The organism is Nostoc sp., assembly GCF_036916655.1.
GTDB lineage: Bacteria > Cyanobacteriota > Cyanobacteriia > Cyanobacteriales > Nostocaceae > Nostoc.
Genome location: NZ_JBALFY010000064.1, coordinates 105599 through 120073, shown reverse-complemented (window position 1 = coordinate 120073; position 14475 = coordinate 105599). Strand labels below are relative to the sequence as shown.

At 42.8% G+C, this 14475-nt stretch carries 12 protein-coding genes; 7 read left to right on the top strand and 5 right to left on the bottom strand.

From position 1 onward, the window contains the following. Nucleotides 1–181: 181 nt before the first annotated feature. Both yidD and V7L31_RS15945 read left to right on the top strand, forming a co-directional pair. A complete protein-coding gene (yidD, locus tag V7L31_RS15950) occupies nucleotides 182–793 on the top strand; it encodes a membrane protein insertion efficiency factor YidD (protein ID WP_334697129.1) in 612 nt (203 codons plus the stop codon). A gap of 94 nt (nucleotides 794–887) precedes the next feature. Then, complete coding sequence (locus V7L31_RS15945; RefSeq protein ID WP_334697128.1) at nucleotides 888–1904, top strand: sulfate/molybdate ABC transporter ATP-binding protein; 1017 nt, start codon at nucleotides 888–890, stop codon at nucleotides 1902–1904. A 262-nt stretch (nucleotides 1905–2166) separates the two neighbouring features. On the opposite strand, the gene V7L31_RS15940 is transcribed toward V7L31_RS15945, so the two are convergent. Beyond that, on the bottom strand, nucleotides 2167–4962 hold the full coding sequence (locus V7L31_RS15940) for a pitrilysin family protein (RefSeq protein WP_334697127.1): 2796 nt from the start codon (nucleotides 4960–4962) through the stop codon (nucleotides 2167–2169). Between the two features lie 361 nt (nucleotides 4963–5323). On the opposite strand from V7L31_RS15940, the gene V7L31_RS15935 reads away from it, so the two are divergent. Further along, the gene (locus V7L31_RS15935; protein ID WP_334697126.1) at nucleotides 5324–5791 is read left to right on the top strand and encodes a hypothetical protein; all 468 of its coding nucleotides are present in this window, start codon (nucleotides 5324–5326) and stop codon (nucleotides 5789–5791) included. 584 nt (nucleotides 5792–6375) lie between these two features. Then, a complete protein-coding gene (locus tag V7L31_RS15930; RefSeq protein ID WP_334697125.1) occupies nucleotides 6376–7404 on the top strand; it encodes an aliphatic sulfonate ABC transporter substrate-binding protein in 1029 nt (342 codons plus the stop codon). A gap of 521 nt (nucleotides 7405–7925) precedes the next feature. Here the strand turns inward: V7L31_RS15930 and V7L31_RS15925 are convergent. The 4 genes from V7L31_RS15925 to V7L31_RS15910 all read right to left on the bottom strand — a co-directional run bounded on the left by V7L31_RS15925 (nucleotide 7926) and on the right by V7L31_RS15910 (nucleotide 12653). Then, nucleotides 7926–9296 (bottom strand): LLM class flavin-dependent oxidoreductase, encoded by a 1371-nt coding sequence (locus tag V7L31_RS15925; RefSeq protein ID WP_334697124.1) that lies wholly within the window; start codon nucleotides 9294–9296, stop codon nucleotides 7926–7928. 88 nt (nucleotides 9297–9384) lie between these two features. Further along, nucleotides 9385–10521, bottom strand: a complete 1137-nt coding sequence (gene ssuD, locus V7L31_RS15920) for an FMNH2-dependent alkanesulfonate monooxygenase (protein ID WP_334697123.1) — start codon at nucleotides 10519–10521, stop codon at nucleotides 9385–9387. 17 nt (nucleotides 10522–10538) lie between these two features. Beyond that, the gene (locus V7L31_RS15915) at nucleotides 10539–11585 is read right to left on the bottom strand and encodes a sulfonate ABC transporter substrate-binding protein (RefSeq protein WP_334697122.1); all 1047 of its coding nucleotides are present in this window, start codon (nucleotides 11583–11585) and stop codon (nucleotides 10539–10541) included. Between the two features lie 306 nt (nucleotides 11586–11891). Further along, nucleotides 11892–12653: a dienelactone hydrolase family protein gene (locus V7L31_RS15910; RefSeq protein ID WP_334697121.1), complete on the bottom strand. Its 762-nt coding sequence runs from the start codon at nucleotides 12651–12653 to the stop codon at nucleotides 11892–11894. A gap of 153 nt (nucleotides 12654–12806) precedes the next feature. On the opposite strand from V7L31_RS15910, the gene V7L31_RS15905 reads away from it, so the two are divergent. The 3 genes from V7L31_RS15905 to V7L31_RS15895 all read left to right on the top strand — a co-directional run bounded on the left by V7L31_RS15905 (nucleotide 12807) and on the right by V7L31_RS15895 (nucleotide 14473). Further along, on the top strand, nucleotides 12807–13220 hold the full coding sequence (locus V7L31_RS15905) for a GNAT family acetyltransferase (protein ID WP_334697120.1): 414 nt from the start codon (nucleotides 12807–12809) through the stop codon (nucleotides 13218–13220). A 103-nt stretch (nucleotides 13221–13323) separates the two neighbouring features. Next, nucleotides 13324–13758: a VOC family protein gene (locus V7L31_RS15900; protein ID WP_334697119.1), complete on the top strand. Its 435-nt coding sequence runs from the start codon at nucleotides 13324–13326 to the stop codon at nucleotides 13756–13758. Between the two features lie 142 nt (nucleotides 13759–13900). Further along, a complete protein-coding gene (locus tag V7L31_RS15895; protein WP_334697118.1) occupies nucleotides 13901–14473 on the top strand; it encodes a GNAT family N-acetyltransferase in 573 nt (190 codons plus the stop codon). The last annotated feature ends 2 nt before the right edge of the window (nucleotides 14474–14475 follow it).

Here is a 14475-nt window from a genome sequence, read left to right as displayed (position 1 = left end):
ATATTCCTTAATGTTTCGATACGAATTGGATTTGGGATTTGGGACTGGGGACTGGGGATTTGGGATTTAGGATTTAGGATTTAGGATTTGGGACTGAGGATTTAGATATTGAGTATTAGGTATTGGGAAGAATGAAGAATATTAATATCGCCTACCTAATCACCAGTCCCCAATCCCCAATATGCAGATTTCCTTATTCGATTCTTTTACTAGACAAGTTGGTACTGCCGCAATTACTGGATATCAAAAGCACATTTCCCCACACAAAGGTTTTGCTTGTGCCCACAGAATACTATATGGGGGCGAATCATGCTCTCAATACATCAAGCGGGTAGTTGCTAAGGAAGGGTTAAAAGCAGCTTTTATCAGTTCCCGCGAACGATTTCAAGCTTGCAAGCAAGCCAACCAAATTTTGCGATGCCTTGCGGCAAGCCCTTCTCTACAAGAGGCTGCGCCAACGGGTTCGGGAGTTCGCAATCGACGGGAACCGCCAAGACTGCGACTCCCTCACCACTACGCGTCTACGCAAACCGATAACTCAGAAGAATCCCCAGAGGAGGAAGCAGACACGCCGCAACAACAAGTATCTGGTAAAGTTACTCAAAAATCTTCATTTATTAGTAGCGACAATACCAACTGTTTTGATTGTGCCGATTTGGGTTGCAATTGTGCTGAAATGGCTACCGTGATTCCTGATTGTGGTTCCTTAGATTGTGGTGCTGCTGATTGTAGTTCTGTAGATTGCAGTGGTGCTGATTGTAGCTTCCTTGATTGCGGTAGCTGCGGTAGCTAAATCTTGTTCATCTATAAATAATTATGTATGGTATATGTAAGGCACAGTAATCCTACCAAGGAGCTGTAGATTTAGTTGCAGAGGTACAGCGGCAGTGGGCATAGTAGTTGAGAACGTCTCCAAACAATTCGGGAGTTTCAAGGCAGTTGATGAGGTCAGCCTGGAAATTAAGAGTGGTTCGCTAGTTGCGTTACTCGGGCCATCGGGATCAGGTAAATCTACGCTATTACGATTAATTTCAGGTTTAGAAATGCCAGATAGCGGCAAAATCCTGCTGACCGGTAAAGACGCTACATACCAAAGCGTGCAAGAGCGAAATATTGGGTTTGTGTTTCAGCACTATGCCCTATTCAAGCATCTGACTGTCAAGCAAAATATTGCCTTTGGCTTAGAAATTCGGAAGGCACAGCCAAAGAAGATTAAGGGGCGGGTAGAACAGTTACTCGAATTGGTGCAATTGACTGGATTAGGCGATCGCTATCCATCACAACTTTCTGGCGGTCAAAGACAACGGGTAGCATTAGCTAGGGCACTGGCAGTAGAACCGGAAGTTTTATTGCTAGATGAACCCTTTGGCGCACTTGATGCAAAAGTCCGTAAAGACTTACGAGCATGGTTACGCCGCCTCCATGATGAAGTTCATGTTACCACAGTTTTCGTCACCCACGACCAAGAGGAAGCAATGGAAGTCTCCGACGAGGTTGTGGTGATGAATAAAGGGCGTGTGGAACAAATAGGGACGCCATCTGAAATTTACGATAATCCCGCCACTGCATTTGTAATGAGCTTCATCGGCCCAGTAAACATATTACCTAGTACCTCGAAGATTTTTAAAAGTAGCGGCTTTGATGCGCCACACCCACAAGTATTTTTACGTCCACAAGATGTGATTTTTGAAAAGGTTGCTAACGGTGCTACTACACCTGCCACAGTGAGCCGATTGGTACATTTAGGTTGGGAAATTCAGGTGGAATTAACTTTCGATGATGGACAAGTAGTGATGGCGCATTTAACACGCGATCGCTTTAATGACCTAGAGTTAGAAGCGAAACAGCGAGTGTATGTGAAGCCAAAGGATGCAAAATCATTCCCAGTGTCTTATTCAATTTAAACCTGCAATTCTAAATCATTTGTGAACAATGAGATCCCCGACTTCTTAAAGAAGTCGGGGATCTTAATTATTGCAATTTTTACAAATCAAATCGCATTCCTATTTATCAGAAAAATGGGTTAAAAACCCCCTGTTTCCAGCACGGCTTTAAAGTAATGAGTGGATGAAAAATGGGTATTTACTCATTACTTATTACTCATTACTCATTACTCATTACTCCAGAATCACCGTGCGTTTACGGCGGTGAGGATGTCTGAGGTAATTAGCCGCCTTTGGTTACAGCATCTCCAGGGCCAGTGGTGACAATTACTAGATTTTCTGGCTTAATCAAATCTTCAATTGCCTTTTGGATGTCAGCCATAGTCACTGCTTGAATCCGATCGGGAAACTCTCGGATTTCCGATCTTGAAAGCCCCAAGACAGCATTATCCAAAATGATACTTGATACATCACTAGGATTAGCTAAATCTACGGGGTAGCTATTAGTAATTGAACGTTTTGCGGTGTTGAATTCAGCTTCAGTTACTCCTTGTTCGCGCAATTGCTTGAGCAAAGCGAGAGTACTGGCGATCGCTTTTTGGGCATCTCCAGGAGCAGTTTGCATTTGAATCAAGAATGGGCCGGGATTGATGCCGGCGGCAAAACCACTGTATATACCGTAAGTTAAACCTTGGCGATCGCGCACTTCCGTACCCAGGCGGCTCGATAAGGTATCACCACCCAAAATTTGATTTAGTACCAGCGCCGCATAATAACGTGGATCTTTCCGAGAGATACCACTGTAGCCGATGTAAGTAACAGCCTCAGATTTACCGGGAATTACTTTGTTTAGGCGTGTTAAAGTTTGCGGGAATGGTACGGACTGTATTTTGAGAACAGGTGGCTTACCTTTGGCTTGCCATTTACCAAACACTTGATTTAGCAAAGCTTTTACCTTAGCTGTCTCAAAGTCTCCAACTATTGCGATCGTTGTGGTATCTGGTCGGTAGTGTGTCTGGTAGAAGCCAAGCAAATCATCACGAGTAATGCTCTTTAAACTCTCGGCTGTCGGGAAGCTGTGGAACGGATGGTTTGCAGGGTAAATTGCCTGCTGGAATACTTGTCTTCCCAGTCCTCTAGGGTCATCTAGCTGGACTTTTAGACTTGTTAACGCTCTTTGGCGACTTAGTTCTAACTGATCGGCGGGAAAAGTGGCGTTTTCTAACACATCTGCCAGAGTTTGAATCAATATTGGCAGATTTGCTGAAAGTCCCTCACCACTAACGCTAGTTCCCTCACGACTAGCACTGAAGCTCAAACCGGCTCCCAGGTCTTCTAAAGTTTTTGCTAGGGTCAGAGCATTTTTAGTCTGCGTCCCATTCATTAAGTTGCTTGCAGTTAGATTCGCTAATCCAGCTTTTTGATTGCCGTCAAATTCAGTACCAGCATTAATTTGTCCACTCAGGTTAATGGTGGGAAGGTTGCGATCGCGCAAGAGCAAAACCTTTAAACCATTATTTAAAGTAAACTCTTCTGGTAGTGATTGTTTGGCTGAATCTGTAGCTGATGTCGTAGGTGGCAAATATTTCGCCAGTTCTGCCGGATCTACAGGCTTACCAGGGCTAAAATTCTCCACTGTGCGACTAGAACCAGCGCTAGAAGTTCCTGGCTTCCCATCTGGTTGAGTCGGCTCAAAGAAGCCAATGGTTTGTTGTGCCGGATTGAGGTAAGTTTTCGCTGCTTGCTGGACTTGAGCCGGAGTAACTTTGGCGATCGCAGCCAGATATTTTTCAATAAAACGATAATCCCCTGCGATCGTTTGGTTGTACCCCAGTTGATTAGCTTGACTAGTAATATCTTGGTTCCCCAAAATATATGAGGCTTGCAGCTGTGTCTTTGCTCGGTTCAACTCTTCTGAGGTGACAGGCTGCTGTTGCAATTTTGCTAAAGATTCCTGGAGTACCTGGGCAATTTTCCCCAACTCTTGACCTGGAGCCGCCGTAGCATCAATTTGATACCAACCTGGTTCGATGAGTTCGGCAGCACCACCACTCACTGAACTGGCAAGTCCAGATTCCACCAAAGCCTGATAAAGCCGAGAACTACGCCCACCTGTGAGAATAGCATCCATCACATCAATTGCTGGCACATCAGGATGTTTAATATCTGGCAGAGGATACACTGCTTGCAATAGTGCAGCACTTCCAGGTTGCTTGAGGACAATCGGTGCTTTTTTAGCAACAGAGGGGGATGGAGAAGCGTTGGCGAGGGCAGAAGATGCCGAGGCATTATCAAGTACTGTGTCCTTTTTTGCTCGTTGCGATAACTTCCCAAAAGTTTCTTTTACAACTTTGAGTGCGGGTTCTGTGGCAAAATCCCCAGTAATCACTAAAGTGGCATTTTCTGGGCTGTAGTAGGTTTGGTAATAATTCCGCACCTGTTCCACCGTGAATTTCTCGACATCAGCTTTTGTGCCTCCTACCGATAAGCCGTAGGCTCGATTAGGGAAAGCAGCTCGCATCACTGCCCGATCTAGACGATAGCCTGGTGAATTTTCGTACCCCTGTAACTCGGAAATCACCACCCGCTTTTCACTGGTGAGTTGTTCAGTCCCAACTAAGGAGTTTTCCATACGATCGGCTTCCAGTGTCAGCAGTGCTTCCAATTTATCTCGTTGCACTGTGCCAAAGTAAACTGTTTCGTCGTAACTAGTAAAAGCATTGAACTGGCTACCCAAAGCACTAAACAACCGTCCAAACTGTACTGGACGGTCAGTTGTACCTTTGAACATCAAATGTTCTAGCTGGTGAGAAATGCCATTCTCTCCCTTAACCTCGTTGCGTGAACCAACTTTATACCAAACTTGCACACTCACTACTGGAGCAGTATGAACTTCCTTTGTTAATACTGTTAAGCCATTGTCCAATAAGGTTTTTTGTACCCCTTGGGTGAATGAGAGAGCAGATACAGGTGTGACTGCTGTTGGTGTTGCAGCATTAGTAAAATTGCCCGAAAAAGGCACGATAGTTAAGAGAAGGCTGAGAAAAAATCCTATAAGCATGTATGAGCGCCGTTTCATAAGCAATGCAAAATTTCCAATTTTTAAATAAAACCCCAAAGGGTATTTCAACATCTAAATCTAACTCAAGTTACTCGTAGACTGTGGCGGAAGTTTGCCTAACTTGAACAAGTTGTTGAGCAAATTGTCTAGTTAATTGAGATGGTAGCTGGATTTAGATCGTCAAATTTACTGATAGTAATGAGATTGGCAGATAAAATTTCTACAAACTCTCAGAATTATTGCAAGTATATTAACAACTTTTACAATGTATTCCATTTGACACGATTTTCCGAATATTCCCTTATAACATTAGTTTGATACCTGTTGTCACGCCATTAGGGCAGGTATTTCTGTCAAACTAGCAATAACTTTTTGAGATATGCAAACAAGAAACTTAATTGGCTCGTTTACATTAGGTATGCTGTTAACAGCAATACCTGTATTATCAGCTAAAGCTTCAGAAGCAGTACCAGACTTGTACCAGTTCCAAGGGAAAAATGTCAGTGTTACTTACTCAACCACAAGCTTTACTGGCAAGCCCCTTTTTACCTATAAAGATAAGCAACAGGCATTAAACTTTACAGGTAATGAGCAGATCCGTACTGTAGAAACAGAAATTGGTACACTAGTAACCGTAACTATCCGTCAGACAGTAGATACTGGCAATACTTTGTTTACTTTGATCGTACCCCGTGTAAACCTTAGAAACAGCCAATCAGCCACAGTTGAAACTAAGGGAATCACAACAACAAACCGCTTTTCTGCGATCGCTAAATTTAACCAGGGGCAAACGCAAACCTATACCATAATTCATTTGACTGGTACAGCCCAAGCTGTTGCCTTTTAACTACACAACAAGGATAAATAGGTTGGTGTAAATAATTACTTAAGAACTGTTCACTTAAGGCAAGAGACGCGATGAATCGCCGTCTTTACAATAATCAGTCTTTCGTCTTGGGGAACTCCAAGATAATAAATTATCCAATATTCCAATATTGTGGGGTGGGTATCTTGCTTGCCCCACAGGAGTAATTGGATATTTTTTTATTTGTCAGTCCCTTGACGGCGATTTATCGGATCTTTGCGCTCTATAATTTTCGTCAAGAAATCTTACTTAACCGAACCGTATTGACATTTATCCTGTCAAGTCCGCCTGTATTTGCTGCTTGATTCTTCCAGAAGTCTATGATAATATCCGTGCAATCATAAAATACTGTAACTTGATTGGTTTACCGTAGATTAAAATCTGGTCGAGATTATGCACTGTTTTCAAAGCTGCTTAATTAAATTTATCAGCTAAAAGTTTCATTTCAGTTTTTAACCAATTGTCAGTAGTGCAAAGGGCACATATTGTGCTGCTTTCAACCCTTCGGAAGTTAAGCCTTAAGCATTTACAGTAAACCTTAAACATCAGAAAATTTTTATCACATTATGGTAGCTAAAAAACATAACTTTCTAATATTATTAATGGCTGGAGTTTTTACCCTATCGACGACTCTAGTTAGTTGTAAGACACCGAATACACCAGAGAAAGCCGCCGTCGCCGCTTCTAATGGTATTAAAACGAAGGTGTTACGAATAGGTTATTTTACTGCTGCGGATATAACTAGATCGAGACAAGTTTTAGAGAAATGCTTGAATCCATTGGGTATTAAGGTACAGTGGGCGCAATTTACCGCCGGGCCACAGCTTTTAGAAGCAGTGAATGTGGGCAGTTTGGATATTGGTGCTGTTGGTGAAACTCCACCTATTTTTGCTCAAGCAAGTGGTATTCCTTTTGTTTTGCTTGCTAATACTATACCGGGTACTGGTGAGGGTTCTGCGATCGTAGTCCCAGAAGACTCTCCGATCAAGACTATAGCTGATTTAAAAGGTAAGCAAATCGCCTTTCAAAGAGCTACTGCTAGTCAGTACTTTGTGGTTAAAGCTTTGCAGGAAGGAGGACTAGAACTAAAAGATGTTAAACATCTCAATCTCATAGCACCAGAAACTCGTGCAGCATTATTGCGTAAGAGTATTGATGCAGCTGTATTAGGAGATCCCCACCTGGCTATATTTCAAAGAACAGAAAAAGTTCGGATTCTCCGCAATGCTAAAGGGCTTTCAACCCAAGGAGGCTACTGGTTAGCTGCACGTAGTTTTGTTAAAGAAAACCCTGAACTAGTAAAAATTGTCCTTGAAGAAGTCTACAAATTAGGCAAATGGTCTGAAGCAAATCCACGAGAAGTAGCCCAAATTATCGGGCGTGATGCCAAACTTGATTTACCAACGTTGGAAACAATGGTCAAACGGCGGCGTTTTGGCTTGAGGCCGATTACTGATAAGGTCATAGCAGGACAGCAAGAAATATCTGACTTGTTCTATAAGCAAAAATTCATTAGCAAGAAGATTAATGTTAAAGATGTGACTCTGACGCCTGAAGAATATGCTGCGATAACCCCACCAGAAATCAAGCCTTAACTTTGATAATGGCGATATTGAATATTGCAACAATACGATGAAAAAATTATGCAAAGTAAGAAAGGTGGGAAAAGTAGGATGTTTTTATTCTCTCTTGATTGTCAAGCTATTACACGGTAATTTGATGTGTTAATTACAGCTTTTAAAAGGGAGTTTAGGGTATGTAAGAGACCTCCACAAAAAGAAATGCCCAATTGTCATTGCGTTCGCCCCTGGCATTCCTGAAGGGTATGGAGCGAAGCGAAATGAAGCAACCGCAAAACCTTGGGATTGCTTTGCTACACTCCGTTTCGCTCGCAATGACAGCTATTGGATCAATCATTCTATGGAGTTCTCTATGTAAAAAAGTCGCGGAAATTTTGAAATATTTTGAGAATTTTCAGCTAGAAAATCTGAAATCCAATAGGGAAACGGAGTTAAAAAAAGACGTATCTTTTTAACTCCTTTTATACTGGCAAAGAGATTTGGATTCCAATTGCAGATGATTTTTGTCTGTTTGAACTAACGTAGGTTCAATAAAGTTAAGCGATCGCAGCTTCAGCGACAGCCGCAACTTTGCTAAACTGATTTACCGGACGAGGTAAACCAAGATTCTCGCGTAGGGTTCGTGCTTCATACTCTGTACGGAACAAACCGCGACGTTGCAATTCAGGAATTACCAAATCGACAAACTCATCCAATCCTCCTGGCAACCAAGGCGGCATAATATTAAAGCCATCAGCCCCGCCATTGACAAACCAATCTTCTAATTGATCGGCAATTTGTTCTGGTGTGCCTAGAATCTGACGATGCCCACGCGCTCCAGCAATCCATAAATACAGTTGTCGAATCGTTAAATTCTCTCTACGAGCCAGGTCAGTCAAAAGTTGCTGACGGCTTTTACCGCCATTAGTCTCTGGTAAATCTGGCAATGGCCCATCCAACGGATAGCCGGATAAGTCAAATCCACCAATCATTGAGCCAAGCAAATTTAAGCCGACCACCGGATCGATCAACTCTTGAATCTGATCGAATCTGTCCTTGGCTTCTTGCTCAGTTTTGCCGATGACTGGAAATACACCAGGCATGATCTTGAGATGGTCAGGTAAGCGTCCGTATTGAGCCAGTCTCCCCTTCACATCTTGATAAAAAGCCTGAGCTTCTGCCAAAGTCTGCTGGGCAGTAAAAATTACCTCCGCCGTTTGTGCAGCCAGATCCTTACCATCCTCGGAAGACCCAGCTTGAATAATCACCGGATAACCCTGGATGGGACGCGCCACATTTAGCGGGCCGCGCACTGAAAAATGTTCGCCTTTGTGGTTGGGAACGTGCAGTTTATTTGGATCGAAGTAAATACCCGACTCTTTATCATGTAGGAAGGCATCATCCTCCCAACTATCCCAGAGTTTGGTGACAACATCTACAAACTCTTTGGCACGCTCATAACGTAGGGTATGCTCCATGTGGTTTTCCCGATTGAAGTTCAGCGCTTCAGCTTCAGTCGCGGAAGTCACGAGATTCCAACCGGCACGACCGCCGCTGAGATAATCTAGTGATGCAAACTTGCGGGCGAGGTGATAAGGCTCGTTGTAAGTGGTGGATACTGTCGCCGTCAAACCAATGTTTTCTGTGACTACAGATAAAGCCGACAGCAGAGTGAGAGGTTCAAAGTGGACGAGTTTACCGTTACGGCTCAAAACGTCGGCGCTTTGATTGCGATCGCGCACGGCCACGCCGTCTGCAAAGAAGATCATGTCAAATTTGCCGCGTTCTGCCGTTTGTGCCAGCTCTTTATAATGTTGAAAGTTCAAACCAGCGTCAGCCTGCGCTTCGGGGTGTCGCCATGATGCTACGTGATGGCCAGTGCTGGGCAAGAATGCACCTAGTCTAAGTTGAGGTTTTTTTGTACTCATGCTTTTTTCTGTTTGGTAAGAAGTGTTTTTAAACGCAAAGGCACGCAAAGTTTTGCCGAATTTATGCAATGTTGTACTTTTGAATTGCTTACACTGGCTGGGGTTTGAGTAAATCTGTTTTGGTAACAAATTCACTGAATGTACTTGCAACTTGTTGCGGTAATGCGATCGCCGGTGTTTGTAACGGCAACCTGGGAAACAGTAATTCTGCAACTCGATAGGCTTCTTCGAGATGGGGATACCCTGAGAAAACAAAGGTATCAATTCCTAAATCGGCATATTCCAGCATTCGTGCTGCAACTGTGTCTGGATCTCCGACTAAGGTAGTGCCAGCACCTCCACGCACTAAGCCCACACCTGCCCATAAGTTGGGGCTAATTTCTAAGTTTTGGCGATCGCCTTTATGCAGTTGAGCCATGCGGCGTTGTCCTTCTGATTCCGATTTAGCAAACTGCTGATGTGCAGCAGCGATGGTTTCATCATCAACATACTGAATCAGTTCATTGGCTGCATCCCAAGCTTGTTGCGTAGTTTCGCGGACTATAACGTGCATCCGAATCCCAAAACGTACCGTTCTACCTTGTTCTGCTGCTAATTGGCGTACCTTGGCTATTTTTTGAGCAACTTGATCTGGTGGTTCACCCCAAGTTAAATACACATCAATGTGCTTGGCTGCAACTTGGAGCGCCGCATCTGAAGAACCACCAAAATATAAGGTGGGATAAGGCTTTTGTACGGGAGGAAATTGGAGTTTTGCGCCTTTAACTTTGAGATGACGACCATTAAAGGTTACTTCTTCACCTTGCATGAGCGATCGCCAAATTATCAAAAACTCATCTGTGAGTTCATAACGCTGATCGTGATCTAAGAAAATTCCATCTTTAGCAAGTTCTTTGGTGTCGCCACCCGTCACCACATTCAGAATAATTCGACCGTTAGAAATCTGGTCAAAAGTAGCAGCCATCCTCACTGCCAAAGAAGGCGACATAATTGCCGGACGAAAAGCAACAAGAAACCGCAAGCGTTCTGTAACTGAAATTAAGGAAGTCGCTACAATCCAAGTATCCTGTTTTTGTCCAGTACCAATCAACATTCCACCATAGCCCAATTTATCAACAGCTTGAGCGATTTGCTGCATATAGGGATAAGTGGCTGCTCGTCTGCCAATTGTAGTACCTAAATAACGCTCATCTCCCTGTGTCGGCAAATACCAAAAAACTTCCATGTTCCTACCTCCTGTCCCTATTTCTGACTGATGGTTTCTGGTGTGATGGCTGCATATTGTTCAGTAGTCAGCATCGCTTCCTTGATACTAATAGGTTTAGGAATCACTTTTTCTTTGGCAAACAAATCTGCAATCTTCTGTTGATTTTCCATGATTTCTGGGGTAATTGGTCTTAACCCATAAGTCCGCCTTTCAACCACTGTTGTTAAAATATCTTCATCAATTTTGAGATGAGGAATAGTCAGTTTTACAACTTCCGATCGATTTTGCTCACCCCATTTACCTGTGTTATCGATTTCCTCAAGAACTAATCGCACTAATTTCGGATTTTCTGTAGCAAACTTTCGCGCCGCCATATAATATCCGCCCTGAGTAGCAATACCACTAGCATCTCGCAAAACACGAGCATTGGCCTTCTTTTGGGCTACAGCTAAATAAGGGTCCCAAGTTACCCAAGCATCAATTTTTCCTTGAATAAAAGCATCACGAGCTTCTGAAGGAGGTAGGCTAAGAGCTTGAATATCACTATATTTCAAGTTAGCCTCTTCTAAAGCTTTTATTAATAAGTAATGTGAAGCCGAACCCTTTTGAAAAACTACTTTTTTGCCTTTGAGGTCGGCTAAAGTGCGAATTGGTGAATTATTTTGGACGATAATTCCGCTTCCTTTACCAGTGCTGGGTTTATTACTAGCAACATAGACTAAAGATGTACCAGCAGCTTGGGCAAATATTGGGGGAGTTTCGCCGACAGAACCAATATCAACCCTACCAACATTCATCGCTTCCATTAGTTGTGGCCCGGCGGCAAATTGTGCCCATTCTACAGAAACACCTAAAGGCTTTAGACGTTTTTCAATTAATCCTTTCAGCCTGACGAGATCCCCAGAGCTTTGATATCCCATTCGTACAACTTTGGTTTTCAACTCAGTTGTTTGATTTTCTGAATTTGGGGTTTGCACTGAGCAACTGATTAAGGTTGTTGAGATTGTTAATAACCCAGGTAATAGGAATAGTGAAAAACGTTGAAAAATCTTAACTTGTGGCTGTTTGAAGGCGAGAATCATGGATGTGATACTTTGTTATTATTTGGTCTTGATTATTTGCTTAGGGACTTCCAAATAAAAAAATATTCAATCAACTCTTGTGGGGTGGGCGTCTCGCCCGCCATACGGACTGGGCGGGCGAGACGCCCACCCCACAATATTGGATAATTTATTTCTTGGAATTCCCCTAATACTTGCCGATTTTCAATCGTAGAGGCGCACACATGTGCGCCTCTAGCGAATGGACTAATGTCAAATTAAGGATTTGAAACCCAGGATCGGTAGCTTTTGTTTGTGTAGACGCGGTTTCTAACCGCCCGTTTCGGGTTAAGTTGACACTTTTTGAAGCTGAAGGTTTTTTTGAAACAATTCTTGAACGTTTTTCCAAGCATCAGCAGCAGCTTCGGCATTGTAGCTGGCGCGATGGTTGCAGAAAAAGCCATGTCCTGCACCGGGATAACGGAAGATAGCATGAGTAATCTGATTTTTCTTCAATTCAGCCTCAATCTGTTCTGTTTGTTCCAAGGGGATTCCCTGATCGTCAAGACCAAAGAAGGCGTAAATAGGGCCTTTAATATCGGCAGTGCGGGTGATGGTTGGTTCGCCACCGCCGGGAGTTGAGTTGGGAATACCACCACCGTAGAAAGAGGCTGTAACTTTGATATCTGGTAAAGTAGCAGCGAGATAAACGACGTGGCCGCCAAAGCAGAAACCAATGGAGCCGATCGCGTCTCCTTGGACATTTGGTAGAGTTTTCAAATAAGCGATCGCAGCTTTAATATCGCTCAATATTTCCTCTGCTGTTGTTTGCTCCTTATAACCTCTGCCTTGCTGGACATCCTCAGGGGTATATCCACCCTCGAAACCGGGGGCGGTGCGTTGAAATAAAGTCGGTGCGATCGCTACATACCCGTCTTTAGCAAATTTCTCAGCAACTTCCCGAATGTGAATATTCACCCCAAAAATTTCCTGAATCACAATCACAGCAGGAAAGGTTCCCTTTTGGACTGGTTCAGCTAAGTAAGCATCAATCTGCAAATCTCCGTTAGGGACTTTAACTTGGGTGGTGCGAATTTCTGTGTTTGTCATCTTTCTTAGGGATTAGCCTGTAGTTGCTTTCAGGACGAAATGTTTTATGGTAAGTTTTGTACAATACTACCTAAACAATACCGATTTACCGTAGTTTCAAGAGTAGTATTTCACAAACAATGTGCAAAGGCAAGTCATTTGATTGAGATGTAGATGAATATAAGACCGTACCAAGAATCTGATGCTGAATCAGTCAGTGCGCTATGGGATGAGGTGTTTCCTAATAACCCGTCGCACAGCAGCCCAAAATTGGTAATCAGTCAGAAGCTTGCTGTACAGCCTGAGTTGTTTTTCGTTGCTGAGATTAGCTCTCTAATTGTAGGTACAATCATGGCGGGATATGACGGGCATCGCGGTTGGCTATACACAGTTGCGGTCAGCCCTCAGTATCAACGGCAGGGTATTGGTAGCAAGCTAGTGCAGCACGCAGAGAGGGGATTGATAGCGATGGGATGCCTCAAAATCAATCTCCAAGTTCGTGTCTCCAATGCAGAAGTCGTTGAGTTTTATAGAAAACTTGGCTATCTCGTCGAAGAACGCATCAACATGGGAAAGCTTGTCACATAAGCTTTTTGTGAGTTGGAACAGAAAAACTTGAGAAATACGCCAGTAATACTACAAAAAGTGATTGTAGCGTTGCCAAATTTAACCCAAACTCGGAGAAAAATTTATGAAACTTGATGCAGTTCATCACATTCAGGTAACTTATCCGCTTGAGGTGGAGGATGCAATGCTGTTTTTCTACAGCAAAATTTTGGGATTGACTGAAATTCCCAGACCTGAAGTAATTAAAAACGATTCAGGAGCATGGTATAAATTAGGAGATATTGAACTGCACATTAGTACAGAGAAAAACGCTAATAACCAAACATCTAGACGACATTATTGTTTTCAAGTCGATAACTTGAAAGCTTTTGAAGAACACCTAAAAAGACATGGGGTAGAAATTATTCCCGATCAGCGACCACTTCCCGGATACGTGCGATTTTTCCTCCGCGATCCTGGTGGGAATCGTATAGAAATTACAGAGGTTGTCAAGAATACTTTTGAACAGGTACAAACAGAGGAGTTACTATTAGAAAGACATTCAGTAACATTGTCTTAGATAGGAATCGTACTAAGGAAATTCCAAATAAAAAATATCTAGTTAACTCTTGTGGGGTGGGCATCTTGCCCGCCCAGTCTGTATGGCGGGCAAGATGCCCACCCCACATGGATAATTTATTTCTTTGAAGTAATTACGAATTATGAATTATTTTAATCCTTCTGGCGAACATCTAAAAAAGCTTGATTTTCTGCTAGTTGACGTAGGTGAATTAATTATGTGGCTTGAACGTGCAACTGCTCAACACCAGAGATCCTTCAAGGACTGGGGTAAATTTGATCGGATAGAAACAAAAACATGTCGTCCTATTATTGATGGTCAAAGAATTACTATAAGTGATAAAACAATAATTTTTGCTTTCCTTATTGATGGATTAGAAGAACCTGTAGGAAGATTCAGATATTTTGATATTAACCCACGAAATCGTTCGGCAGAATTTGGATATACCATCAACCCAAAATTGCGAAACCAGGGTTTGGGAACAAAAATGTTGATTACTGCTATCGATTACCTGTTGACAACAACAGAACTCAACAAATTATATTGTCAGACTGCTGCTTTCAATATTGGCTCAGTTAAACTACTTGAAAAGCTCGGTTTTCATAGAGATGGAATTTTAAGAGAACATCATGAGTTAGACGGTAAACTATGGGATGATTATATTTATAGCATTTTACGGAGTGAGTGGGAAATTAGCAAATTTTTCAATAATTAGCT